Origin of the sequence: Halobacillus trueperi (assembly GCF_003386945.1) — a bacterium.
Taxonomy (GTDB): domain Bacteria; phylum Bacillota; class Bacilli; order Bacillales; family Halobacillaceae; genus Halobacillus; species Halobacillus aidingensis.
The window spans coordinates 52,342-76,729 of record NZ_QUAE01000012.1; the positions used below are offsets into that span (position 1 = coordinate 52,342).

A 24,388-nucleotide genomic window follows, 5' to 3' on the forward strand; every position below is an offset into this window, starting at 1 on the left:
TTCATGATTGAGGGCTTGTGCGGTGCTTTTGAAATTCTGCCTGATAATGCTTGCTTGATTTCCATCCCAGCCGGGCTTGGAAAATACCGAAGGCAATGAATACGATACCTACAAAAAGTGAAAGTTTCGTTTGGTAGAATACATACTGGTTAATCCCAAAAAAGAAAATGAAACTTCCAAGGAATAGCTTGGATTTACTATTTAAGTATTCTTGAGTTAGAGGGTCATTGGAACGGACAATCATCACCTTGTAGTAGATATAAAGTACAAAAGAGACTAATATAAGGATCGGAAAAATAATCATTTGATCGACTCCTGCGTTTAAATTTCCCTTTTATTGTAGCTTGTTTCTTCGGAAAAGGCTACCTGTACAGAGAATTCTATAATTAAATGACACGGAAAGCAAAAGAGGAGGACTTTTTTATGAGTAAACAGGCCATTATGAAAGCTATCAAGGATCACGAAGTTATCATCATCCATCGTCATGTCCGTCCAGACCCGGATGCCTATGGATCGCAGGCTGGTTTAGCTACATTGATTCAAGCCACTTTTCCACAAAAACAAGTATGGATCACCGGCACAGGCGAACCCTCTCTGGAGTTCCTGACTACGATGGATGAGGTACCTGATGAAGCTTTTAAAGGAGCTCTTACAATCGTTTGTGATACTGCAAACCAGGCTCGTATCGATGATCAGCGTTATGATCAGGGAGACCTTTTAATAAAAATCGATCATCACCCAGAAGTAGATGCGTATGGAGATATCCAATGGGTGGATACAACAGCAAGCTCCACTTCAGAAATGATCTATCAATTGTACTCTGAGTTTGCAGAGGAAGGATTGGTCCTTACTGATGAGGCAGCTCGGCTTCTATATGCAGGGATTGTCGGGGATACAGGGAGGTTCCTTTTTCCGAGTACGACGAAACAGACGCTGTCTTACGCAGCTAACCTTGTGAATTTTGAGTTCGATCGACCAGCGTTATATAACGAAATGTATAAGACTCCTGTTCATGTCGCCAAGCTGAAAGGATATGTTTTACAAAATTTCACCGTTAATGAAGCTGGGTATTCAACCATCCGTCTCGATCGTAAAACGTTGGATGAGTTTAACGTTTCTCCTTCGGAAACGAGTCAGCTCGTAGGTTTGCTAGGAGACGTAGAAGGAATGCTTGCATGGGCATTTTTCGTGGAGGAAGAAGATACCATCCGTGTCCGTTTACGCTCAAAAGGCCCGGTGATAAATGGGATCGCAGCCAACCATAATGGAGGAGGACACCCGATGGCCTCAGGCGCTTCTGCTTCTTCATGGGATGAAACCGATGAAATTGCAAAAGAACTTGAAGCGGAATGTCTGAAGTATAAGAATGAGCAGGCGAATTAAGCCTGCTCAGATTCCTATCGTTTTAGTTTAATTTCGAGGTGCAGCGTCATGGTTTCAGAGACAATCAATCTCATGACTTTCAGCTCATAAGTGAAATCATCGACAACATAGTTTTTATTTTCAATCGTCGAGATGATGAGATCCACTTGATCAGCAACGATGGAGACATCCTTACCGGATACAGTCACCAGTTGATCTTTTACTAAAGCGTTCAGCTGATGCTGGGTCAACAGGTCGACTTCAAGTTTTTTGGCATTCGTAAACACGACGGTAATTTCTTTGACACTCATAGGCTTGCCTTCTGATTCTTGATCCTGGTTGTTAAGGAGTGCTTCATATTTGGTTTCCCATTCACTTAATTGAGCTGTCATTTCTATATGTTCTTCTGTGTATTTTTGCTGCAGTTGGCCATGAATGTAAATAAAAAAGGCATAACCAATAATCGCTCCTAAAACAAGACCCGCAAAAAAACGTCTCCATTCCTTGTTTTTATGGTAGGCTGGAAAGTGCATTACGTCACCTCATCACCCAGTAACCATTCAAAAAGAAGCAGTGCTGTTTTCACTCCACCCATGGCGGCGATAATGATCATCACTTGCTTGAAGATATCAAACGTGGAACCATCAAAGATTCCTTTTTCGAAATTGCTTATGGCATCAAATGTTCCGCCGATGGCTGCTACAATGGCCCAAATCCTCAAGCCTTTTGCTATCCGAAACATGGATGTCAAAGCGGCTTCCCCTGTTAATAAACTTCCTATACTTCCGATAATGGTTCCACCAACGATGACTCCGAACGCGATAAAGAAGCATTGAATCATGGATATGACTAAACGATCTTCCATCTTGTCCCTCTTTTCGCTGTCTGAAAATAGTCTCTTACCTAACCATTATTCTTTCAATCCTCTCTTTATGCAGAAGGCTTTCATCCAATCCCCAGAGTAGCTATAATTTACATGAAAGAAGGTGTTCGAAATGACGTTTACCCATTTGAATGTGCAATCAGGTTATAGCTTGATGAACAGTACGATTAAAATCAAGGACCTTGTACGAACCGCCAAAGAATCCGGATTTGGTGCTGTTGCCCTTACTGATCAGGATACGATGAGCGGAGCGGTCTCTTTTTATGAGGAATGTAAGAACGAAGGAATAAAACCAATCATTGGTCTGAAGACCACCGTCATTGATCAAACACTCTCCTTTCCGATGGTTTTGTTGGCGGAAACAACGGGGGGTTACCACAACCTGCTTGAAATAAGTACAATCGTTCAAACAGAAAAGGAAAACATAACACTTGAGCAATTGGCTATGTACAAAGAAGGTTTGATTTTTATCCAAATGACTTCAAGTTCTCCGTGGGCCGAGTCGATCGCTAATCGTATGACTGACAAAATAGAGACGTCTAGAGAGCGCTGGGTGAATCTATTAGGAATGAATCGTTTATACCTGAGTATCCAGGATCGTGACCTCCATTCGGAACGCCAATTACATACACCTTTAAGAGAATGGGTGAGTAGGAACGGAATGAAGGTCGTGGCCATTGGAGATGTTCGTTATTTGGATCGAGGCGAGGCGGATGCTTTCCAATGTTTGCGCGCGATTGATGAAGGGGGACGTTACAGCCCTGAAAACAATGATCATCATTACTATCTTAAGTCTCAAGAAGAAATGGAGCGTTTTTTTGGAGAATGGTGGCCGGAATCACTTGTAGCAACAGAAGAAATTGTGAATGCCTGCCAGGTAAATTTGGAATTGGACAGACAATTGCTCCCTACTTATCCTTCCCCAGAAAATAAAAGCTCGGATGACTACTTACGACAGCTTTGTGAATCATCATTGCCTGATAAATACGACACAAAGAGTCGTCAACAAGCTGTGGAGAGACTAAATCATGAATTATCTATCATCGCATCTATGGGTTTCAGCGATTATTTCTTAATTGTTTGGGATTTTATCAGTTTTGCGAGGGAAAACGGCATTCACGCCGGTCCAGGGCGTGGGTCTGCCGCCGGATCCATCGTCTCATATTTGCTGGGAATCACTCAGGTCGATCCGTTGGAGTATCATTTGTTATTCGAACGATTTCTCAATCCCGAAAGAATTACAATGCCGGATATAGATATTGACTTTCCGGACCATCGTAGGGACGAAGTGATTTCCTATGTAGCTGAGAAATATGGAAGTAAACATGTGGCTCAGATTTGTACATTTGGTACGTTTGCTGCCAGGAGTGTCTTAAGAGAGTTGTTCAAGGTGTTGAAAATAGATGAAAGTGATGCTTCCTTTATTCTTCATCAGATTCCTAAAACATCCGCTTCATCACTCGTGGATGTTGTGAAAAAATCGGAGGAGCTAAAAGAGTACATCAGAAATTCCGATCGTTTAAAGCTGTTGTTCCGAGTAGCTACGAAGCTTGAAGGGCTTCCGCGACATGTATCGACCCATGCGGCAGGAGTCGTATTAAGTGAAGAACCACTTGTGAGGTATACGGCGCTTTTGAAAAGCCAAGGCCCTGTTTCATTAACCCAATATGCCATGGGAGACCTTGAAAAAGTGGGACTTCTTAAAATTGATTTTCTCGGCCTTCGGAATCTCTCTTTCCTTGAAAGAATGGAACGGAAAGTGAAACGATATCGTCAAAAGGACTTTTCAATCGGTCATATTCCGCTAAATGACAATCGAACGTTTGATCTTTTGAAAGAAGGAAGAACCAACGGGGTCTTTCAACTGGAGTCTCAAGGAATGAAAAATGTGCTGCTTCGTTTAAAGCCGAGTCATTTTGAAGATGTTGTCGCTGTTAACGCTCTTTACAGACCAGGACCGATGGAATACATCCCTTTGTATATTGATAGGAAGCACGGAAGGGAAAATATTGAATATCCACATCCAGACTTGAAGCCAATTCTTGCCCACACGTTTGGGGTGTTGGTTTACCAAGAACAAATCATGGAAGTCGCTCGTCATGTGGCGGGCTATTCATTAGGAGAAGCCGATCTATTAAGGAGAGCGGTGAGTAAAAAACAAGCCAATGTTTTAGAAGAGGAACGGATGAGGTTCGTCCAAGGGTGTAAGGCGAAAGGCTATGTTGAGTCGATTGCTCACCAGTTGTTCGATTGGATTGTTAAATTCTCCAATTATGGATTTAACAGAAGCCATGCGGTCGCCTATAGCTTGATTTCATACAGATTAGCGTACATGAAAGCTCATTATCCTTCTTACTTTATGGCAGAGTTGATGAATGCTCATCTTGGAGATCATGAAAAGATGACGATGTATATTCGTGAAGCCAGAGATATGAACGTAAAAGTTAAAGCTCCATCTGTGAATAGAAGCCAAGCACTGAACCATGATGACTCAGGAGAAATCAGGATTGGGATGACAGCTGTCAAAGGGGTCGGCTACCAGGCCGCCCAAGCGATCATGGAAGAGAGAATGAAAGGACCTTTTCGGAATCTCAACGATTTTTGTTTACGTGTTGACGGGAAGGTTGTTACAAGAAAAGTTATAGAATCCCTGGTTCTTGCGGGCGCATTCGACGATCTGCACCAAAATAGAGCGAGTGTTCTTGCGAGTATCGATCAAGCTTTAGAGCAAGGGGAACTTTTTAAGGAGTTCCAAGATCAACCGGGATTCTTCGGCAATGAGTTAGATATGGAAATGGTGGAAGTGGATCCATTCCCCCCTTTGAAGCGTTTGTCGATGGAAAAAGAGGTGTTGGGCACCTACATGTCTCAACATCCATTGGGCCACCAACGGAAAGACCTCGAGGAGAAGGGGATACTTCCAATTAGAGAGGCTCACCGTTCTACTAAGAAACAAGTGGAGGTTGCCGTGGTTATTGATGGTCTCCGTGAAATACGTACGAAACGAGGCGATCCTATGGCGTTTTTGACCATTAGTGATGAAACCGCTGAGATGGATGCCGTCCTTTTTCCGGAAACTTATCGGAATATAAAAGTTTGGCTGAAAGAACAGATGCTTGTGCACTTGAAGGGGAAAGTTGATGAAAGAAAAGGACAGAAACAATTGATCATTAACCATGCTGAGCCTTTAGGTATAGATGAATATCCAGCTGAAAAAAAACAACGGCTTTTTATTAAGGTGACGGAAGAACATGAACACTATTCCATTGAAAAATTGAAAAAGCTTGCTGAATATTTCCCGGGGAATACACCAATCTTCATTTTTCGATCTGAAGATCGAGTGACTTATAAACTGGATGAAACCTATTGTCTTGAAGTGAATGATGTATCGATGGGTAAATTGAATGAATTTTTCGGAGAGTCATCCGTAGCCGTCAGACCTGTGAAAGATGGAGCGGGGCATTAAAAGCTCAGCCCGGATTTTTGTATTTCTTTACACGCTATATTCATCTGTTATAATTAAGAGGTTAATGGTGGTCAGACCACCAGGGTCGGTTCACTATAAGTTTAAAAGGAGAGTGTCGTCGTGTCGAATTTAAGAGATGAAGCTTTGCACATACACCGTGTCAATAAAGGAAAACTTGAAACCCATTCAAAAGTTCCTGTCAGGAATGCTAGAGACTTGAGCCTTGCCTATTCCCCTGGAGTGGCAGAGCCTTGTAAAGAGATTTATGACCATAAAGATACGGTGTACGATTATACAATGAAGGGTAATATGGTAGCCGTTGTCAGTGATGGATCGGCTGTTCTTGGTCTGGGGAATATTGGACCTGAGGCTGCCCTGCCAGTCATGGAAGGTAAAGCTGCTTTGTTCAAAAGTTTTGCAGGAGTAGATGCATTCCCTATTTGTTTGAACACACGTGATATTGATCAGATTGTGCAGACAGTAAAATTAATGGAACCTACTTTCGGCGGTGTGAACCTGGAAGACATCGCCGCACCCAACTGCTTCATCATCGAAGATCGACTGAAGAAAGAGACGAATATACCAATCTTCCATGACGACCAACATGGTACGGCAATCGTTACAGTAGCAGGATTAATGAATGCCTTAAAAATAACTGGGAAAACCTTCTCAGAAATCAAAGTGGTAGCTAATGGGGCTGGTGCTGCTGGAATTGCGATTATTAAATTGCTCTATCATTTCGGTGTGCGTGACATCATCATGTGTGATTCCAAAGGAGCTATTTTTGAAGGCCGCGATTACGGAATGAACGATGTGAAAGATGAAATTGCTAAAATTACGAATAAAGACCGTACAGAAGGGAATCTTGAAGAGGTCATGGAAGGTGCGGATGTGTTTATTGGTGTATCCGTTGGCGGATTGCTTTCCAAAGAGACCGTATCAAAAATGAATGATGATTCTATCATCTTTGCAATGGCAAACCCTGAACCAGAAATTATGCCTGAAGATGCAAAGGAAGCTGGGGCGCGTGTCATCGGAACTGGTCGTTCAGACTTCCCTAACCAGGTAAATAATGTGCTGGCATTTCCGGGAATCTTCCGCGGTGCGTTGGACGTTAGAGCGACTAGAATTAATGAAAAAATGAAAATTGCAGCAGCTGAAGCCATCGCCTCCTTAGTAAGTGAGGATGAGTTGAGTGAAGACTACGTCATTCCTGCACCATTCGATCCGCGAGTGGCGCCAGCCGTTGCTGCAAGCGTAGCTAAAGCGGCGATGGAGTCCGGGGTTGCCCGTCATCACGTAGATCCAGAAGAAGTTGCAGAAAAAACTAGACAACTGACATTAATTGATGAAGATTGATATGAGAGGGGGAAGCTTTTCGGTTTCTCCTTCTACATAACTTGATTGTGGTTAGAGATGAAAAGAGGTGTCCGTACAACGTGGCCCAGGAGCAGCGAGGGAAAGTTTATGAAGGGGTTCTTCAACAGTTGAAATCTTACATTGAAGAGCATCGGTTGAAGCCTGGTGATAAGCTCCCGTCAGAACGAGAGTTAAGTGAACAATTGAATGTAGGCAGGTCCTCAATCCGGGAAGCCTTCCGGGCGATGGAGCTTTTGGGATTAATTGAAACAAGAAGAGGTGAGGGCACCTATATGAGAGCCTATCGCCCTTACCATATGGTCGAGCTGCTATCCAACTTCTTACTTAATGAATCGAGGACCAAGAGTGAATTGATGACCGCTAAACAAATGATTGAAAAAGAAGTACTGCTTTTGTTGAACGGGAATTTAGACAGCCGGAATAGGAGCGAAATAAGAGCGATCATTTCCGACCATTCATACGCTCAAAGGCATCAAAAGGTATTTGAATATTTATTCAGCCTTTGTGATCAACCTCTCCTTCTGTCGATGTGGCAATTCATCTCAGGATTTACCCACACCGTCCATGATGTAAGCTATTCTGATGATTGGTATGAAGAATTGGTTACCGTCATGGAGGAAGAAGATACAATGAAAATTATACGTCTATTTCAATGATCGTATCGTGTCGAATCTATTTCGACAGAATGAGTCATATTACGAAATGAAATTTATGTATATTGATAAGAAAGGAAGCTTTGTCCCAAAGGAGGAATCACCTTGCTAAGAGACTTTTTCAGCAAGAAAAAAAGATACGCATCCATTCCCAGCCAAGAAGCAAAGCAGGATGTACCTGAAGGTTTGATGCAGAAATGCCCAAACTGCCAAAAGATCTTTTATAGAAAAGAATTGAATCGAAATATGAATGTTTGCCCTCATTGTGATCATCATCATCGTCTCAGTGCCTACGAACGCATCCAACATTTATTTGATGAGGAATCCTTTGTAGAGTGGGACAAGCACATGATTTCAAATAACCCGTTGCATTTCCCGGAATATGAAGAAAAACTGGAAAAGGACCGTAAAAAGTCTGACTTGAATGAAGCGGTTGTCACCGGAAAGGCGAAAATGAATGGCATGGAAACAGCTGTGGCTGTTATGGATGCCCGTTTCCGAATGGGGAGCATGGGGTCAGTGGTAGGTGAAAAAATCACGAATGCCATCGAGAATGCCAGAAAAGAGAAGCTTCCGTTCATCATTTTCACAGCTTCCGGTGGTGCGAGAATGCAGGAGGGTGTTCTTAGCCTGATGCAAATGGGGAAAACCTCTGTCGCTCTCCAGCGTCTTCATTCAGATGGTGGTCTTTTCATTTCAGTCATGACCCATCCGACAACAGGGGGCGTTTCAGCGAGCTTTGCCTCCCTTGGAGATTATAATTTTGCAGAGCCTGGTGCTTTGATTGGATTTGCTGGTCGGAGAATTATTGAACAAACGATTCGTGAAAAGCTTCCAGAGGATTTCCAGACCGCTGAATTTCTTCTGGAGCACGGTCAACTGGACAAAGTCGTTCACCGGCATGACATGAAAAAGACGCTAACGACAGTTCTTGATCTTCATAATGTGGGAGGTGACCAATCGTGAAGCACGTACTCGAATTCGAGAAACCTGTCATTGAGTTAAGAGAAAAGATCTCTGATTTAAAACGATTGACTGAGAATAGTGAAATGGATCTAAGCGATGAAATCGTTACTTTAGAGAATCGATTGGAAAGACTTGAAACAGATGTCTATGACCGAATGGCTCCATGGGATCGTGTGCAAATGGCACGCCACCCTGAAAGACCGACGACACTTGATTATATCGAATATCTTTTTACAGATTTTTTGGAGCTGCACGGAGATCGTAATTTTGGGGACGATGCCGCGATCGTCTCTGGGATTGCTAAGTTCAAAGGTCAACCCGTAACCGTGATCGGTCATCAGAGAGGAAAAGATACGAAAGAAAATATTCGTCGTAATTTCGGTATGCCGCATCCTGAAGGGTACAGAAAAGCTCTCCGCTTAATGAAACAGGCAGATAAATTCAAAAGACCGATCATTACATTTATCGATACAAAGGGAGCCTATCCTGGAAAAGCTGCAGAGGAAAGAGGTCAAAGTGAAGCGATTGCCAGAAACTTGATGGAAATGGCAGGCCTCACAGTTCCTGTTATTTGTATAGTGATCGGGGAAGGCGGTAGTGGTGGTGCACTAGGTCTCGGCATTGGAGATCGTATTTTCATGCTTGAGAATTCCACTTATTCCGTGATTTCTCCTGAAGGTGCTTCCTCTATTTTATGGAAGGATGCAGGCCTTGCTCAAGAAGCAGCAGAATCCATGAAAATCACTTCCTATGACTTGAAAAAATTGAATGTGATTGATGGTGTGATTCCAGAGGTAAGAGGGGGAGCGCACAGGGATATCGAGGCCCAGGCTCAAGAAATTGAGAAAATCATTTCCGAATCTTTAGAAACGTTGAGCGCTCTTGAAGTTGAGGAACTATTAGAAAAACGGTTCTTAAAGTACAAAAATATTGGCGATTACACGTATCTTGATTTATAATAGGATGGTTGAAATTAATAAGTCCGTAAAGAATGGTCGCACTTGGGTGCGGCTTTTCGCATCTTAACAGGATGGTAACGCTATCATTGATGAATGGAATGTTGAAGTTTTATTAATTGTATAGACTAGAGGATAGGCTATCCTTATAAAAATAGACGGAGGTTTCGATTCATCTTTGGTTGGGGACAACATAACTAGAAAACTTTTGAGGTGATGAGAATGAAGAAAATCGGAGTACTTACTAGTGGGGGCGACGCTCCAGGAATGAATGCCGCGATTCGTTCAGTCGTTCGTAAAGCAATCTATCATGGTTTAGAAGTCTATGGGATCAAGTATGGTTACCAAGGGTTGATTGATGGTGACATCGAGAAGATGGAGCTTGGTTCTGTTGGGGACATTATTCAGCGAGGAGGTACAAAGCTTTATTCTGCTCGTTGTGAAGAATTCAAAACAGAAGAAGGTCAGCTTAAAGGGATCGAACAAATGAAAAAACATGGTATCGAGGGCTTGATAGCCATCGGTGGTGATGGTACCTTTATGGGGGCAAAAAAAATTACGGAAAAAGGATACCCATGTATTGGTGTACCGGGAACGATTGATAATGATATTCCTGGAACTGATTTCACCATTGGGTTTGACACAGCCCTGAATACTATCATTGATGCCATTGATAAAATCCGTGATACGGCTACATCCCATGAACGTACGTTCATTATCGAAGTCATGGGGCGTGACGCCGGGGATCTTGCACTTTGGGCAGGACTTGCGGACGGAGCTGAAAGTATCATCATTCCAGAAGCTGATGATGAATTTGAAGATATCATCGATCGTTTGAAGCGCGGCCATGATCGTGGCAAGAAGCACAGCATCATCATTGTAGCTGAAGGTGTCGGTAGTGGTGTCGATCTCGGCCGGAAAATTGACGAGGCTGCTGGTTTAGAGTCACGTGTAACCGTTCTTGGTCATACGCAGCGCGGTGGTTCTCCAAGTGCTGCTGACCGTGTACTGGCAAGTCGTCTAGGCGCTTATGCAGTGGACTTATTGTTGAACGGTCATGCTGGTCGTATGGTAGGTATACAGCAGAATAAATTGGTGGACCATGATATTGTAGAAATTTTGAACACCAAGCACAAGATCGACTTTGATATGTATCGTCTTTCCAAAGAACTATCTATATAATGCAAGAGGCACTTGAGGAGGAAATAAAATGTTTAGAAAAACAAAAATCGTTAGTACAATCGGACCTGCTTCTGAGTCTGTAGAAAAATTGACCCAGCTGATTGAAGCAGGGATGAATGTCGCTCGTTTGAATTTCTCACATGGAGATTTTGAAGAGCACGGAGCTAGAATCAACAATATCCGTGAAGCTTCTAAAGCGACAGGAAAGACTGTAGCTATTCTACTTGATACAAAAGGTCCGGAAATTCGTACAGGAACACTAAAAGATGGAGAAGCTTATTTGGAAAAAGGCTCGACGACTTATGTTTCTATGGATGAAATTGAAGGAAATGCCGAACGTTTCTCTGTCACTTATCCTGGATTGATCAATGATGTTCACCCAGGCTCTAAGATCTTGTTGGATGATGGCCTCGTTGAACTTCAAGTAGAAGAAATCGACAAAGAGAAAAATGAGATTAAGACGACTGTATTGAACAATGGCCCATTGAAAAATAAAAAAGGTGTCAACGTTCCAAATGTAAGTGTCAACTTGCCGGGAATTACGGAAAAAGATGCGAAGGATATCGAGTTCGGAATTGAGCAGGGGGTTGACTTCATCGCTGCATCTTTCGTACGTCGTGCATCAGATGTCCTGGAAATCAAAGAACTTCTCGAGAAGCATAACGCCAGTCACATTCAAATCATTCCAAAAATCGAAAACCAAGAAGGTGTCGATAATATCGATGATATCCTTGAAGTCAGTGATGGCTTGATGGTTGCCCGTGGTGACCTTGGTGTCGAAATTCCAGCTGAAGATGTACCACTTGTACAAAAGCGTTTGATTCGTAAGTGTAATGAAGCAGGTAAGCCTGTTATTACAGCTACTCAAATGCTTGACTCTATGCAACGTAACCCACGCCCAACACGTGCAGAAGCGTCTGACGTTGCGAACGCCATCTTTGATGGTACAGATGCTATTATGCTTTCCGGTGAAACAGCAGCGGGAGATTACCCTGTAGAAGCTGTTCAAACCATGCATAACATTGCAAGTAAAACAGAAACAGGCTTAAATCATATGGCCCTATTGCAAGAACGTTCCAAGCATAGCGATATGACAATCACGGATGCGATTAGTCAATCGGTTACTCATACGGCGATTAACTTGAACGCAGCAGCTATCGTTACACCTACAGAAAGTGGACATACGGCTCGCATGATTTCTAAGTATCGTCCAAAAGCCCCGATTGTAGCGATCACTTCTGATGAAGAAGTAAACCGTAAGCTATCTCTCGTTTGGGGAGTTTATGCCGTGATGGGTCCACGTGCTTACTCTACGGATGATATGCTGGACGTGGCTGTTGAGCGCAGTCTTGCCTCCGGTCTTGCCATTCGAGGTGATCGCGTAGTCATCACTGGTGGTGTACCTGTTGGTGAGAGTGGTACGACGAACTTGATGAAAGTCCACGTCATTGGAGATGTCCTCGTTAAAGGACAAGGCGTTGGCCAGAAGAGTGCGTATGGACGTGCCCTCGTTACTAAGAATGCACAAGAAGCCATTGACCGCATCGAGGATGGAGACATCCTTGTCACACAAGGAACGGATCGTGACATGATGCCAGCCATTGAAAAAGCTGCCGGGATCATTACAATGGAAGGTGGACTTACTTCTCACGCAGCAGTTGTGGGACTAAGCCTCGGTATTCCAGTAATTGTTGGGGTTAATGATGCTCTTGAATTGATCAAGGATGGCTCTGATATTACCATTGATAGTTCACGCGGTGATATTTACGAAGGTCACGCAAGCGTATTATAAGATTGAACGGGATGAAACAGACAGAGGAGTATTTACTTCTCTGTCTTTTCTTTTCAATGTATCCTTAAAAAAGGTATAATAGAGGAAATGGAAAGAAGGGAAGATTCTATGTTTCGTTGGTTATTGCTTTTTATTTTAGTGGTTCCCGCATTAGAAATTGGTGTACTCATATGGACTGGAAACATAATCGGGCCAATATGGGTCATTCTTTTAATTATATTGACGGGCGTTTTAGGCGCATGGCTGGCGAAAAAGCAGGGATTAGAAACGATAAGGAACTTCCAACAATCCGTACATTATGGGCAAATGCCTCAAGATACACTTTTGGATGGGGCCTGTATACTTGTCGGTGGAGCTGTATTGCTGACACCCGGCTTCATCACGGATGCAATTGGATTTTTACTGTTGTTCCCGGCAACCAGATTTCCTATCAAACGAGTTATCCGAAATGCGATTCAAAAAGCCATGCGAAAAGGAACGATTACAATATACAGAAAATAAATGCAAACTCAGAGATTCATTTCTCTGAGTTTTTTGCTTTTCTAATACTCATTCCCTCTTTTACAAAAGCTCCCTTTTCTTGAAGACTCAGTTTCGAGACTTTTGTTGAGTGGATGGAGGCTGCGGGTAATAGCTCGCTTTCCGCGGGAGCGCGGTGAGCCTCCTCGGACTGCGTCCTGTGGGGTCTCACCAAGCACTTTTTTCCCGCAGGAGTCTCGCCATTCCCCTCCGCCCCTTTGCCATATAAGTATCTCGAAACCACTTCCGGAATAAGCCGCTTTTATGTCCATGGTAATTGGAGGGGAATGAACTCCTAAGGACGCTATTCTGCATACGAAAAGCTTGTTATAGAGGCTTTATGCTTATAACACCAGGATAGTGGAAGGCACCCTCCCACAGGAAAGGGGTTCGTTTCTCACCTTCATGGAATGGGGTGGTTGGGAAGCTGCGAGACTCCCGTGGGAGAAAGGAGATAGGCGAGATCCCGCAGGACGAAGTCCGAGGAAGCTTGCCACTCCCCCACAGGAAAGCGAGTTGCTTCCCAGCCACCCCTAACGCTCAACACGGCAAACGAACCCCGAAGTCTCGAAATCAAGTCTTCCACAATCCTGCCATATTCTTTAATAACTAGTTGATGAACACCAACGTTTAAGGTTCTTTTCTATAAATAGAAAACTATGGCTGGGTTTTCCCAATGATATATGTCCAAATTTCTTTAGTCACTCCTGTTTTAACTAACGTCTGTATCGTCATGAGTGCAATGGGACTGATCAGCATTCCTAATCCTCCAAATAGTTGAAAACCAAGAAAAAGACTGAGGAGAAGGATGATAGGAGGAACACCGAAATGATCGGCCAACAACTTTGGTTCCAGCGTTTGTCTTGTAAGCATGACCACCATATAGAGGATGGATAAACAGATGGTCATCATAAATTCTCCCGTGAGAAATTGATAAATGATCCACGGGATAAAGATGATGCCTGTTCCTACATAAGGGATGAAATCGACAAGAGCAGCAAGAAATGTTATGGTCAAAGGGTGTGGAGCACCAATGATTAGTAAACCTGTAGCAATGATTGAAGTTGATATCATAACAAGCATGCACTGAGCACGGATTAATCCTTTGATTGTTTGTATAAATTCACCCCGGAAGATGTAAACACGTTCTGACAGTCCTTCGGGAAAAACTTTCATTAAAAACTTCACAATCATATCCCAGTCTTTACATATGAAAAAAGTAGCAAGCAGGGTGATGAAGATAAAGGCGAAAGAAGATGGGAGCTCTGCAAGAAAAAGGCCTGTAGCTTCAAGAGCACTGTTTAATAAAGTGAGGCTTGTCTCACTGAATTTTTCCTGGGCAACCTTAAAATATTCTTCCAATGTTTGTTGCTGATTTACACTTAATTTGTTGGTGAGTGCTTCCCCCTTTGTTAATAGGGGGCTCAGGAAATCCATCGTTCCTTGAGTTAAGTAATTGGCTAGTAGAGAAAAGTGACCAGGAACGCCAGATGCTAAATATTGAATACCCCGAATAATTTCTGCCACTAATAAAGCCAGGAGCCCTCCTGCAAGCCCGCCGAAAATGAACAGGACAAGCAGAATAGCCGCGCCCCTTGGAATTCGCAGGTGATTTTTTAACAAGTGAATAAAGGGTTGGAAGAAGAAAGATAACACGATAGCAAAAATAAATGGCTGCAAGTATATCCAGGAAAAATAAGTAAAAAATATAAAGCTAATAGCAATCATAACTACGAAAATAAAACGCATAGCAACTTGTAATATTTGGTTATCTATATCATCCACCTCCCATTTATGGAAATGAGTTTGAGCTTTGATCAGACAAAGAACCAAAAGTTATCAACGAATGTATAATCCTCATAATTATGTAGGAATATTCGATAAAATCCTGCAAAATTAAACGGTTTCAATTCACATTCTCTTCAGAATACTTTATAATTGTCTGTGGGGTAGTTTTCCTATAAAGGTTAATAAGTAAATAGTAAAGCGTTTTCTTATTGAGAGTATTAAGGAAAAAGGAATTTTTGAAAGGGAGAGATTGTATGTCATCATCAACTAAAGGTCTTGAAGGAATTACAGCAACTGAATCATCCATAAGTTCAATCATCGACGATAAACTGACATATGTCGGATATGATATCGATGACCTGGCCGAAAACTCCAGTTTTGAAGAGGTTGTCTATCTTCTCTGGAATCAAAAGCTACCAAACAAAGAAGAATTGGATGCTTTTAAGGAAGAACTTATTTCAAATATGGACATTCCGACTGAAGTTGTCGATCATCTGAAGTCTTATGATCTATCGACAGTACACCCTATGGCTGCTTTGCGTACAGCTGTTTCCATGCTGGGACTCTATGATCCTGAGTCTGATGTCATGGAAGAGGAAGCGAACAAACGGAAAGCGCTGCGTTTACAAGCAAAAATCCCTACGGTTGTAACTGCATTTGCTCGTATCCGTAAAGGAGAAGAGCCGGTTGCACCTAAAAAAGATTTAAGTTTTGCAGGAAATTTCCTTTATATGCTCAACGGAAAAGACCCGGAAGATTTAGAAGTAGAAGCGTTTAACAAAGCACTTGTCCTTCACGCCGACCACGAGCTGAATGCGTCTACATTTACAGCCCGTGTCTGTGTAGCTACTCTCTCTGATGTGTACTCAGGAGTGACGGCTGCCATTGGAGCTTTGAAAGGCCCATTGCACGGTGGTGCGAATGAACGCGTCATGAAGATGCTGACGGAAATCGGAAGCGTAGAGAACGCGATTCCAGCCATTGAGAAAAAACTAGAAAATAAAGAGAAAATTATGGGTATGGGTCACCGGGTCTATCGTTCAGGAGATCCACGCGCAAAACATTTGAAAGAGATGTCCCGTGAACTGACAGGACTCACAGGTCATTCCAAATACTATGAAATGTCTATTAAAATTGAGGACTATATCAAAGAGAACAAAGGTCTTCCTGCGAACGTGGACTTTTATTCAGCTTCTGTTTATCATAGTCTTGGAATCGATCACGATATTTTCACACCGATCTTTGCCGTTTCCCGTGTGTCCGGCTGGTTGGCGCATATTCTCGAGCAGTACTCCAACAACCGTCTGATTCGTCCACGTGCGGAATACGTAGGACCTAAAGGCCAAAGCTATACACCAATTGAGGATCGATAAGAGTGCAGCCGGTACGCCGGCAGGCCTCCCTTTTTATTCAACTTATTTTAACGTATGATAGAAGAGGATGATCCATCCATATTTCTTACAAAATATTAGGAGGGTTTATTGTGACACAAGCACAAAAAATTACAGTAGAACAAAACGGATCACTAAATGTACCAGAGCGCCCGATCATTCCTTACATTGAAGGAGATGGAATCGGTCCTGATATTTGGGCAGCCGCAAGCCGCGTCATCGAAGCTGCTGTTGATAAAGCATACAATAGTGAGAAATCCATCGAATGGAAGGAAGTCCTTGCAGGTCAGAAAGCCTATGATGAAACAGGTGAGTGGCTTCCAGAAGCAACTCTAGATACAATCAGAGATTACAAGATTGCAATCAAAGGGCCTTTGACGACTCCGATTGGTGGAGGAATTCGTTCGTTGAACGTAGCCCTTCGTCAAGAGCTAGACTTGTTTACATGCCTGCGTCCTGTACGCTACTTCGAAGGTGTACCTTCTCCAGTTAAGCGTCCAGAAGATACGGACATGGCGATCTTCCGTGAAAACACTGAAGATATTTATGCAGGTATCGAATGGCAAAAAGGAACACCAGAAGTGAAGAAAGTAATCGACTTCCTTCAAAATGAAATGGGTGTACATAACATTCGTTTCCCTGAAACTTCCGGGATCGGAATTAAGCCGGTATCCGAAGAAGGTACGAAGCGTTTGGTTCGTGCAGCAATTGATTATGCATTGAACGAAGGACGTAAAAACGTCACGCTCGTACACAAAGGAAACATTATGAAGTTCACAGAAGGCTCCTTCAAAGCATGGGGTTATGAAGTTGCTGAAGAGGAGTATGGTGATAAAGTATTCACTTGGGCAGAATATGACCGCATTGTTGAAAAAGAAGGCAAAGAAGCTGCCAATAAAGCTCAGGATGCAGCAGAGGCTGAAGGTAAGATCATCGTAAAAGATGCCATTGCAGATATCTTCCTTCAACAGATTCTTACTCGTCCGAAAGAGTTCGATGTTGTTGCAACGATGAACCTGAACGGAGACTATATTTCTGATGCACTGGCTGCACAAGTGGGTGGAATTGGAATCGCTCCAGGCGCGAACATCAACTTTGAAACAGGACACGCGATCTTCGAAGCGACACACGGTACAGCTCCGAAGTACGCTGGTCTTGATAAAGTGAATCCATCTTCTGTCATCCTTTCTGGTGTGCTTATGCTTGAACACCTTGGTTGGAGAGAAGCGGCTGACTTAATCACGAAATCTATGGACAAAACCATCGGAAGTAAGGTTGTCACTTATGATTTCGCTCGTATGATGGAAGGCGCAACAGAAGTGAAATGCTCTGAGTTCGGTGATGAACTGATTAAGAATATGGACTAATCAATAAGGGAGAGTGGGTCATGATGGCTATTCGTAGAAACAAAGTATCAGTAATCGGTGCTGGTTTCACTGGTGCTACGACAGCGCTTATGCTCGCACAAAAAGAGCTGGGAGATGTTGTACTCGTTGATGTTCCTGATATGGAAGATCCAACGAAAGGGAAAGCTCTGGACATGTTGGAAGCGAGTCCTGTACAGGGGTTTGATGCCAAGATTACTGGAACTTCTGATTATAAGGATACGAAAGATTCAGACCTTGTCATCATCACTGCGGGTATTGCTCGTAAGCCTGGTATGAGTCGTGATGATCTAGTCAATACAAATTCAAAAATCATGAAGAGTGTGACGAAAGAAATTGTCAAAAACTCTCCGGATTGTTTTATCGTTGTATTGACAAACCCTGTTGATGCCATGACTTATTCTGTATTCCAGGAGGCTGGTTTACCTAAGAATCGTGTCATCGGACAGTCCGGCGTCCTGGATACAGCGCGCTTCCGCACGTTTGTTGCTGAAGAACTTAATGTATCCATCAAAGATGTCACAGGCTTCGTCCTGGGTGGTCACGGTGATGACATGGTGCCACTTACACGGTATTCTTTCGCTGGCGGAATTCCTTTGGAGAAATTAATTTCCAAAGAGCGGTTAAATGCAATTGTTGAGAGAACACGTAAAGGTGGAGGAGAAATCGTCGGCCTTCTTGGAAATGGAAGTGCCTATTATGCACCTGCTGCTTCTTTAGTTCAAATGGCAGAAGCAATCCTGAAAGATCAGCGTCGTATTCTTCCTTCCATTGCTTATTTAGAAGGTGAATATGGATATGATGGGATTTATCTTGGAGTTCCTACAATTCTTGGTGGAAATGGAATTGAAGAGGTCATTGAGCTTGAACTGACAGAAGAAGAAAAACAGCAGTTGGATAAATCGGCGGATTCTGTGAAAAATGTGTTGAATGTATTAAAATAAAGAAGAAGGGATTCGGGGAAAACCCTCGGATCCCTTTTTTAAACAGCAAAGAAAACGTTTACAAGAGGTGATGATATGTTAGGTAAAAAGAGAAAGCTTGGAAAGAAGATCAATGATTTAAAATCCGGCGAAAAATTCACGACTTCTTTTACAGTCGAAGACCGTGATTTACTTATGTATCTAGGCTTGACGAATGATGCAAATCCTTTGTATATCCAACATGATTATGCTTCACAAACTCCTTTTAAACGCCCGGTGGTACCGACAGTTATGGTGTTTGGTATGGTATCTTCTATTGTTTCTATGCATTTGCCTGGTCCAGGTAGCCATATTATTCAGCAGAATCTAGAATACCCTAAACCTGTTTATCATTATGGAGACGTTCGTTTTCACGCTGAAGTAACAGCTATTCACAAAGAAGAACATCAAGTTGAACTTCAAGTGGTAGGATATGATGAAGAAGGTGACGAAGTGGTGAAAGGAACGCTTATCGTTCAACCCCCGTATGAACCTGATTCTATGAATGCGATCTCCTTGGAAAACTTTTATTAAACTAGAAAAAGTAAATTAGCTTTCACACAATTACCACAAGCCGCTTTGACTCCACAGAGACTAGCGGCTTTTTCCCCTCTTTCTATATACCCCCTAAGGATAATCGTTTCATCGGATTCTATTCCCGAGTTTCTTATAAGCGGATGAAGACGAGGTTTTTGTCTATATTAAGATTAAGTAAAAATGGTAAAGATCCGTATTCAAATTGTAAACTTCATTGTATGATGAAAGTAACTTGTAGTAGAGGTGATGGCATTGGAACAAAGAATTTTAATCGTAGATGATGAAGAATCTATTGTAACTTTATTAAAATATAATATTGATCAAGCTGGATATGTGACGGATGTGGCCTATAACGGTACGGATGCTCTTGAAAAAGCATCGCAAAACAATTTTGATTTAATCGTTCTTGATGTCATGCTTCCAGGGATGGATGGTATGGAAGTATGTAAGAAATTAAGGCAAATGCAAGTGAATACCCCTGTCCTCATGTTGACAGCTAAGGACGATGAATTTGATAAGGTTCTTGGTCTTGAACTTGGTGCTGATGACTACCTGACCAAGCCATTCAGTCCTAGAGAGGTCGTAGCTCGAATCAAAGCGATCTTAAGAAGAATGGTTCGCGAAAATGTTGTGAACGATCAAAAGATCATCCAAATTGCTGATCTATCTATTTATCCTGAACAATATGAGGCTACAATTAAGGATAAGCCTTTAACGTTTACGCCAAAAGAATTTGAGCTGCTGCTATACCTTGCTCAAAACTTAGGACGTGTCCTTTCGAGAGACCAACTTTTAAGTGCCGTATGGAATTATGATTTTGCCGGTGACACTCGTATTGTCGATGTCCATGTGAGCCATTTACGTGAGAAAATTGAACCCGAGACGAAAAAGCCAGTGTATATAAAAACGATACGCGGGCTCGGTTATAAAATGGAGGAGCCTAAGTAAATGGCCTCCAATACTAGGCCACTGATGACCTATACGGTTTTAGTGGTCATTGTCATGCTCGGGCTGGGAATCATTCTTGCTCAACTGACCCGCGGCTATTTTATCAACATATTTGAACAGCGTGTAGAGTTAGAAAGTCAATATTTCATCACGTACTTGGATCGATTCACAGAAGATCGGGAAGTAAGTCAGGAAGAGTTATATAACTTTAGTGAACAGTTGAATACTGGCATGATTTTTATATCAGATTCCGGAGAAAGAATAATTGATACGGTTGATGCTGTACCTGTCATAAGTAAAGACGAAAAGCAGGAAGTAATCACAAGGGTTGAAGGTGGAACTTCCCCGATGAATGAAGGGCAAATGCTAGATGAGATCTTCTATTACCCTGTGAATAATAGTGTAGATGATATAAATGGTACACTTATCCTTCTTTCACCTGTTGAAGCCTTGACCAATATTACAAAAAATATTTGGCTATTAATTGGTTTTACGTTACTTCTTGGACTTTTAGTCATTTTTGTGATCGGGTTTAACGTGTTCTCTAAATATATCCGTCCAATTCGATCCGCCGCTAATGTCGCTACAGAACTTGCGAAAGGAAATTATAAAGCAAGAACTTATGAAGGGCATTTTGGGGAAGCAGGGCAATTAAGCCAGTCGATTAATATTCTGGCTAGGAATCTGCAGGAGATGACGAGTACAAAGGGCATGCAGGAGAATCAATTAGAAGCGGTTATTAATAATATGGGGAATGGGTTAGTACTGATTGATGAAAAAGGGTATATTCTTCTTTTGAATCGTGCGTTCTTAGAAACGTTTAAAGGAGAGCAAAACGATTTTATCGGTCATTTATATCACGATGCGATCCCTTATACTACCATTCACGAAACCGTACAGAAGATTTATATGTTTGAAGAAACGGTGAGCGAAACGTTTGTGCTGCCTGTTAATATTGACCGGAAACACTTGGAAGTGACCGGTGCTCCCATTTTCAGTGAAGACCGGAAATGGAGAGGTGTCGTTTTGGTTTTCCATGATATATCAGAACTGAAGCAATTGGAGCAAATGAGAAAAGACTTTGTAGCTAACGTATCCCATGAATTGAAAACTCCTATTACTTCCATTCGCGGCTTTTCAGAAACATTGCTTGACGGGGCTATGAAAGATGAAAAGATGCTCGAACAGTTTTTACAAATTATCTTGAAAGAAAGTGGCCGGTTGCAATCCTTGATTCAAGATCTTTTGGAATTGTCCAAACTTGAAAGGGATGACTTCCTTTTAAATGTTGAACAGGTCGAAGTCCAACGGTTATTGAATGACTTACTGCCAATCGTGGAACAACATGCCGAACAAAAACAAGTGAAGCTCCATGCTTCTATAAAAGGTAATACAATGATCCAGGGGGATTCCAGCCGCTTGAAGCAAGTGTTTATGAACTTGCTTACAAATGCCATTAATTACTCCGGTGATGAAGGGGAAGTTACATTAGAATTTCAGGAATCGGAAAATTATGTAACGATTAAAATTACCGATAATGGCGTGGGGATACCCGAGGAAGAAATATCACGGATCTTTGAAAGGTTCTATCGTGTGGATAAAGCGAGAAGCAGGAATTCAGGAGGCACAGGTCTCGGTCTTGCTATTGTAAAACATATTGTAGAAGCTCATGAAGGGACCATTCGTGTGGAAAGTGAAGTGGATGTCGGCACGGCGTTTTATGTTGAGATTCCAAAGAAGTTTACGGAAAATTAATATTTCATTAAATTAAGGTTAACAATACTTCGATAGAATACCTTTGAAACCCTTTCATCCAAGGTGTTTTCTCTTTTTGGCAGAAGCTTCCCTCGCTTCTGCCTTTTTTTGTTTCTACTTAGTTATAATCCTGTAAAAATACACCTGCATCTTTCCTATTCAAAATTCAATTCTTTAATCAATGTTCCGCTATATGGCAGGATTGTGTAAGACTTGATTTCGAGACTTTTGTGGAGTTTAGGGGCTCTGGGAAAGCGAGCCATTCCCCGTAGCCCCCATCCACTCAACAAAAGTCTCGAAACTGAGTCATAAAGAATAAGGAGATTTAATGGAGATATGGAATAGAGGTTACTTTTTTGAAACCTTTTTGTTACATAATCGTAATTATATTATTCATAAAAGATAAAGGGGAAGTCGATATGAGTCTTAAACAATTTTACAAATGGACAGGCCTTGTCGCAGTGGGTGTGTTGTTGCTCATTGCCCTTCTTACGACATGGTATACCGTGGATGAATCGGAACAGGCCGTGGTGCTTACGTTCGGGAAAGCTGAAGACGGCATAACAGAACCAGGGTTGCATTTCAAAATGCCATGGCCGATTCAAGAAGTAGAGAAAATGTCGAAAGAAACGTTCAGCTTGGATTTCGGTTTCGATGACAGCGGAGAAGAAACGGATAAAGTAACGATGATTACAGGGGACGATATGATTTTACAGGCAGATCTCGTCGTCCAATGGAAGATTACGGATCCAGCTGCTTACTTGTTTGCCTCGGAGAAACCTGAACAGGTTTTATTTAATGCTACATCTTCTTCACTTAGAGGTGTCATTGGAAGTAGTGAAATTGATGAAGCTCTAACATCTGGTAAAGCTGAAATTGAAAATGAAGTGAGAGAAGGGTTAGTCAGTTTAATTGATAGCTATGAAATTGGTGTATCCATTATAGATGTTCGTCTGCAGGAGGTCGATCTTCCCAATAAGGAAGTACGCTCTGCGTTTACAAAGGTGACAGATGCTAGGGAACAGAAACAAAGTAAAGTGAACGAAGCGGAAAAGTATGCTAACCAGAAGCGGGAGGAAGCGCTTGGGGAAAAGGATGCGATAATTCAACGGGCGGAAGGTTCAAAAGTAGAGAGAATTCAACAGGCGACCGGTGGTGTTTCCAGTTTCAATGCCTTACTTGAGGAATATCAGGGCAATGAAACAATAACGCGTGAGCGTCTTGTGATGGAGACGCTGGAAGAAGTGCTGCCAGAAGCCAATGTGTACATCATGAATGATGATGGAAACACAATGAAGTATCTGCCATTGAATCAAGGGACGGTTCAAAATGTGGTACCTCCTAGTTCGACGGAGGATGAGGAGAGTGAAGAATCATGAGTGAAGAAATTTTCAATGAAAATGAAAAACAAAAAAAGGACCTCAAAAAGTACGTGAAAGCCGGGGTCACATTACTTGTTATTATAGGAATCCTTCTTATAGGTATAAATTCAATCGTGATTGCTAAAGAGGGGGAGTATAAGGTAGTCCGTCAATTTGGGGATGTTGTTAAAATTCACGAAGAACCGGGTCTTAAGTTCAAGATCCCATTAGTACAAGAAGTTTCCACCCTATCTAAAAAGAAAATGGTCTACGATGTAGATGAAAAAGAGATCACCACATTGGATAAAAAACGGATGATTATCGATAATTATGCGATATGGAGCATCACTGACCCAGAAAATATGATTGCTAACGCCCGTACCGAAATGAATGCTGAAGCGAGAATGGGAGAGTTTATATTCTCTATTGTCCGATCTGAATTAGGGAAGATGAATTTCTCTGAGATTATTAATGAAGAAGAGAGTTCAAGAGGAGTATTGAATGAAGAAATTACAGCCAAAGTGAACGAATACTTACAAAGAGATAATTACGGTATTGTTGTAGATGATGTGCGAATTAAGCGTTCTGACCTGCCGGAAGCGAATGAAGAAGCAGTTTTTAATCAAATGATTACAGACCGTGAGAAAATTGCTCAACAGTATTTGTCAGAAGGGGAAGCGGATAAGAGTAGAATTCGTGCAGAAGTGGATCGAGAAGTACAAGAAATGCTGTCCACAGCTCGAGCAAATGCTGAAAAAATCCGGGCAGAGGGCGAACAGGAAGCGGCCCAGATATACAACAATGCCTTTTCTCAAGATCCAGAGTTCTACCAACTCTATCGTACATTAGAATCCTATAAAAAGACGATCGATGGTGAGACGACGATTATTCTCCCTCAGGATTCTCCTTATGCCGAATTGCTTTTAGGTTATTTCGAATAACAGATAAGGCACGCCTTTTTCCTCTCTACTATAAACATGGTAGAATGATGAAAAAGGCGTTTTTTATCGAGCAATGGTATCTCAAGCATACATTGATTCATTAAACCAACGAAGACTAAGGAAAAGAAATAGACGAAGATCCTCCTATGAGTATCTTCTAT

General features: G+C 42.1%; 21 protein-coding genes. 17 read left to right on the forward strand and 4 right to left on the reverse strand.

Annotated features, from left to right (window positions below):
• Position 1: 1 nt before the first annotated feature.
• On the reverse strand, positions 2 to 304 hold the full coding sequence (locus tag DYE48_RS14180; RefSeq protein WP_089650534.1) for a YtpI family protein: 303 nt from the start codon (positions 302 to 304) through the stop codon (positions 2 to 4).
• A 119-nt stretch (positions 305 to 423) separates the two neighbouring features.
• Here DYE48_RS14180 and DYE48_RS14185 point away from each other — a divergent pair, with 119 nt between their 5' ends.
• The gene (locus DYE48_RS14185; protein WP_115824197.1) at positions 424 to 1,383 is read left to right on the forward strand and encodes a DHH family phosphoesterase; all 960 of its coding nucleotides are present in this window, start codon (positions 424 to 426) and stop codon (positions 1,381 to 1,383) included.
• 14 nt (positions 1,384 to 1,397) lie between these two features.
• Here the strand turns inward: DYE48_RS14185 and ytrI are convergent, their stop codons facing one another.
• On the reverse strand, positions 1,398 to 1,895 hold the full coding sequence (gene ytrI / locus DYE48_RS14190; RefSeq protein WP_115824198.1) for a sporulation membrane protein YtrI: 498 nt from the start codon (positions 1,893 to 1,895) through the stop codon (positions 1,398 to 1,400).
• Positions 1,895 to 2,227, reverse strand: a complete 333-nt coding sequence (gene ytrH, locus DYE48_RS14195; RefSeq protein WP_089650537.1) for a sporulation membrane protein YtrH — start codon at positions 2,225 to 2,227, stop codon at positions 1,895 to 1,897. Before ytrH ends, ytrI begins: the two co-directional genes overlap by 1 nt.
• 130 nt (positions 2,228 to 2,357) lie before the next feature.
• Between ytrH and dnaE the strand changes: the two genes are divergently transcribed.
• From dnaE to DYE48_RS14235, 8 genes are all read left to right on the forward strand, one after another.
• Positions 2,358 to 5,711 carry a DNA polymerase III subunit alpha gene (gene dnaE, locus DYE48_RS14200; RefSeq protein WP_115824199.1) on the forward strand — a complete coding sequence of 1,118 codons (3,354 nt, stop codon included), beginning with the start codon at positions 2,358 to 2,360 and terminating at the stop codon, positions 5,709 to 5,711.
• Between the two features lie 120 nt (positions 5,712 to 5,831).
• Positions 5,832 to 7,070, forward strand: coding sequence for an NADP-dependent malic enzyme (ystJ, locus tag DYE48_RS14205; protein ID WP_089650539.1), 1,239 nt, complete (start codon positions 5,832 to 5,834; stop codon positions 7,068 to 7,070).
• A gap of 80 nt (positions 7,071 to 7,150) precedes the next feature.
• Complete coding sequence (locus tag DYE48_RS14210) at positions 7,151 to 7,747, forward strand: FadR/GntR family transcriptional regulator (protein ID WP_115824200.1); 597 nt, start codon at positions 7,151 to 7,153, stop codon at positions 7,745 to 7,747.
• A gap of 102 nt (positions 7,748 to 7,849) precedes the next feature.
• Positions 7,850 to 8,710, forward strand: coding sequence for an acetyl-CoA carboxylase, carboxyltransferase subunit beta (accD, locus tag DYE48_RS14215; protein WP_115824201.1), 861 nt, complete (start codon positions 7,850 to 7,852; stop codon positions 8,708 to 8,710).
• Positions 8,707 to 9,669, forward strand: a complete 963-nt coding sequence (locus DYE48_RS14220; RefSeq protein WP_115824202.1) for an acetyl-CoA carboxylase carboxyltransferase subunit alpha — start codon at positions 8,707 to 8,709, stop codon at positions 9,667 to 9,669. The genes accD and DYE48_RS14220 overlap by 4 nt, the downstream gene beginning before the upstream one ends.
• A 219-nt stretch (positions 9,670 to 9,888) precedes the next feature.
• Positions 9,889 to 10,848, forward strand: a complete 960-nt coding sequence (gene pfkA / locus DYE48_RS14225; protein ID WP_115824203.1) for a 6-phosphofructokinase — start codon at positions 9,889 to 9,891, stop codon at positions 10,846 to 10,848.
• Positions 10,849 to 10,876: 28 nt separating this feature from the next.
• Positions 10,877 to 12,640: a pyruvate kinase gene (pyk, locus tag DYE48_RS14230; protein ID WP_115824204.1), complete on the forward strand. Its 1,764-nt coding sequence runs from the start codon at positions 10,877 to 10,879 to the stop codon at positions 12,638 to 12,640.
• 108 nt (positions 12,641 to 12,748) lie between these two features.
• Positions 12,749 to 13,141, forward strand: a complete 393-nt coding sequence (locus DYE48_RS14235) for an FxsA family protein (RefSeq protein ID WP_115824205.1) — start codon at positions 12,749 to 12,751, stop codon at positions 13,139 to 13,141.
• 675 nt (positions 13,142 to 13,816) lie between these two features.
• Here the strand turns inward: DYE48_RS14235 and ytvI are convergent.
• On the reverse strand, positions 13,817 to 14,908 hold the full coding sequence (gene ytvI, locus DYE48_RS14245) for a sporulation integral membrane protein YtvI (RefSeq protein ID WP_115824207.1): 1,092 nt from the start codon (positions 14,906 to 14,908) through the stop codon (positions 13,817 to 13,819).
• A 293-nt stretch (positions 14,909 to 15,201) separates the two neighbouring features.
• Between ytvI and citZ the strand changes: the two genes are divergently transcribed.
• From citZ to hflC, 8 genes are all read left to right on the forward strand, one after another.
• On the forward strand, positions 15,202 to 16,320 hold the full coding sequence (gene citZ / locus DYE48_RS14250) for a citrate synthase (protein ID WP_115824208.1): 1,119 nt from the start codon (positions 15,202 to 15,204) through the stop codon (positions 16,318 to 16,320).
• 110 nt (positions 16,321 to 16,430) lie between these two features.
• The gene (icd, locus tag DYE48_RS14255; RefSeq protein ID WP_089650548.1) at positions 16,431 to 17,705 is read left to right on the forward strand and encodes an NADP-dependent isocitrate dehydrogenase; all 1,275 of its coding nucleotides are present in this window, start codon (positions 16,431 to 16,433) and stop codon (positions 17,703 to 17,705) included.
• Between the two features lie 23 nt (positions 17,706 to 17,728).
• Positions 17,729 to 18,667, forward strand: coding sequence for a malate dehydrogenase (gene mdh / locus DYE48_RS14260; RefSeq protein WP_115824225.1), 939 nt, complete (start codon positions 17,729 to 17,731; stop codon positions 18,665 to 18,667).
• Positions 18,668 to 18,742: 75 nt separating this feature from the next.
• Entirely contained in the window at positions 18,743 to 19,219 is a 477-nt protein-coding gene (locus DYE48_RS14265; protein ID WP_089650549.1) for a MaoC/PaaZ C-terminal domain-containing protein, read from the forward strand.
• A gap of 255 nt (positions 19,220 to 19,474) precedes the next feature.
• Positions 19,475 to 20,170: a response regulator transcription factor gene (locus DYE48_RS14270; protein WP_115824209.1), complete on the forward strand. Its 696-nt coding sequence runs from the start codon at positions 19,475 to 19,477 to the stop codon at positions 20,168 to 20,170.
• The gene (gene pnpS, locus DYE48_RS14275) at positions 20,171 to 21,925 is read left to right on the forward strand and encodes a two-component system histidine kinase PnpS (protein ID WP_115824210.1); all 1,755 of its coding nucleotides are present in this window, start codon (positions 20,171 to 20,173) and stop codon (positions 21,923 to 21,925) included.
• Positions 21,926 to 22,344: 419 nt separating this feature from the next.
• Positions 22,345 to 23,304, forward strand: a complete 960-nt coding sequence (gene hflK, locus DYE48_RS14280; RefSeq protein ID WP_115824211.1) for an FtsH protease activity modulator HflK — start codon at positions 22,345 to 22,347, stop codon at positions 23,302 to 23,304.
• Positions 23,301 to 24,227: a protease modulator HflC gene (gene hflC / locus DYE48_RS14285; protein WP_089650553.1), complete on the forward strand. Its 927-nt coding sequence runs from the start codon at positions 23,301 to 23,303 to the stop codon at positions 24,225 to 24,227. The genes hflK and hflC overlap by 4 nt, the downstream gene beginning before the upstream one ends.
• Positions 24,228 to 24,388: the final 161 nt, after the last annotated feature.

Excerpts from the sequence above, each read along its gene's own strand:
- hflC (WP_089650553.1), top strand. The coding sequence starts at position 23,301 with ATGAGTGAAGAAATTTTCAATGAAAATGAAAAACAAAAAAAGGACCTC.
- ytvI (WP_115824207.1), bottom strand. The coding sequence starts at position 14,908 with ATGCGTTTTATTTTCGTAGTTATGATTGCTATTAGCTTTATATTTTTT.
- pyk (WP_115824204.1), top strand. The coding sequence starts at position 10,877 with ATGTTTAGAAAAACAAAAATCGTTAGTACAATCGGACCTGCTTCTGAG.
- dnaE (WP_115824199.1), top strand. The coding sequence starts at position 2,358 with ATGACGTTTACCCATTTGAATGTGCAATCAGGTTATAGCTTGATGAAC.
- ytrI (WP_115824198.1), bottom strand. The coding sequence starts at position 1,895 with ATGCACTTTCCAGCCTACCATAAAAACAAGGAATGGAGACGTTTTTTT.
- DYE48_RS14180 (WP_089650534.1), bottom strand. The coding sequence starts at position 304 with ATGATTATTTTTCCGATCCTTATATTAGTCTCTTTTGTACTTTATATC.
- hflK (WP_115824211.1), top strand. The coding sequence starts at position 22,345 with ATGAGTCTTAAACAATTTTACAAATGGACAGGCCTTGTCGCAGTGGGT.
- DYE48_RS14265 (WP_089650549.1), top strand. The coding sequence starts at position 18,743 with ATGTTAGGTAAAAAGAGAAAGCTTGGAAAGAAGATCAATGATTTAAAA.
- pfkA (WP_115824203.1), top strand. The coding sequence starts at position 9,889 with ATGAAGAAAATCGGAGTACTTACTAGTGGGGGCGACGCTCCAGGAATG.
- ytrH (WP_089650537.1), bottom strand. The coding sequence starts at position 2,227 with ATGGAAGATCGTTTAGTCATATCCATGATTCAATGCTTCTTTATCGCG.
- DYE48_RS14235 (WP_115824205.1), top strand. The coding sequence starts at position 12,749 with ATGTTTCGTTGGTTATTGCTTTTTATTTTAGTGGTTCCCGCATTAGAA.
- citZ (WP_115824208.1), top strand. The coding sequence starts at position 15,202 with ATGTCATCATCAACTAAAGGTCTTGAAGGAATTACAGCAACTGAATCA.
- pnpS (WP_115824210.1), top strand. The coding sequence starts at position 20,171 with ATGGCCTCCAATACTAGGCCACTGATGACCTATACGGTTTTAGTGGTC.
- DYE48_RS14185 (WP_115824197.1), top strand. The coding sequence starts at position 424 with ATGAGTAAACAGGCCATTATGAAAGCTATCAAGGATCACGAAGTTATC.
- mdh (WP_115824225.1), top strand. The coding sequence starts at position 17,729 with ATGGCTATTCGTAGAAACAAAGTATCAGTAATCGGTGCTGGTTTCACT.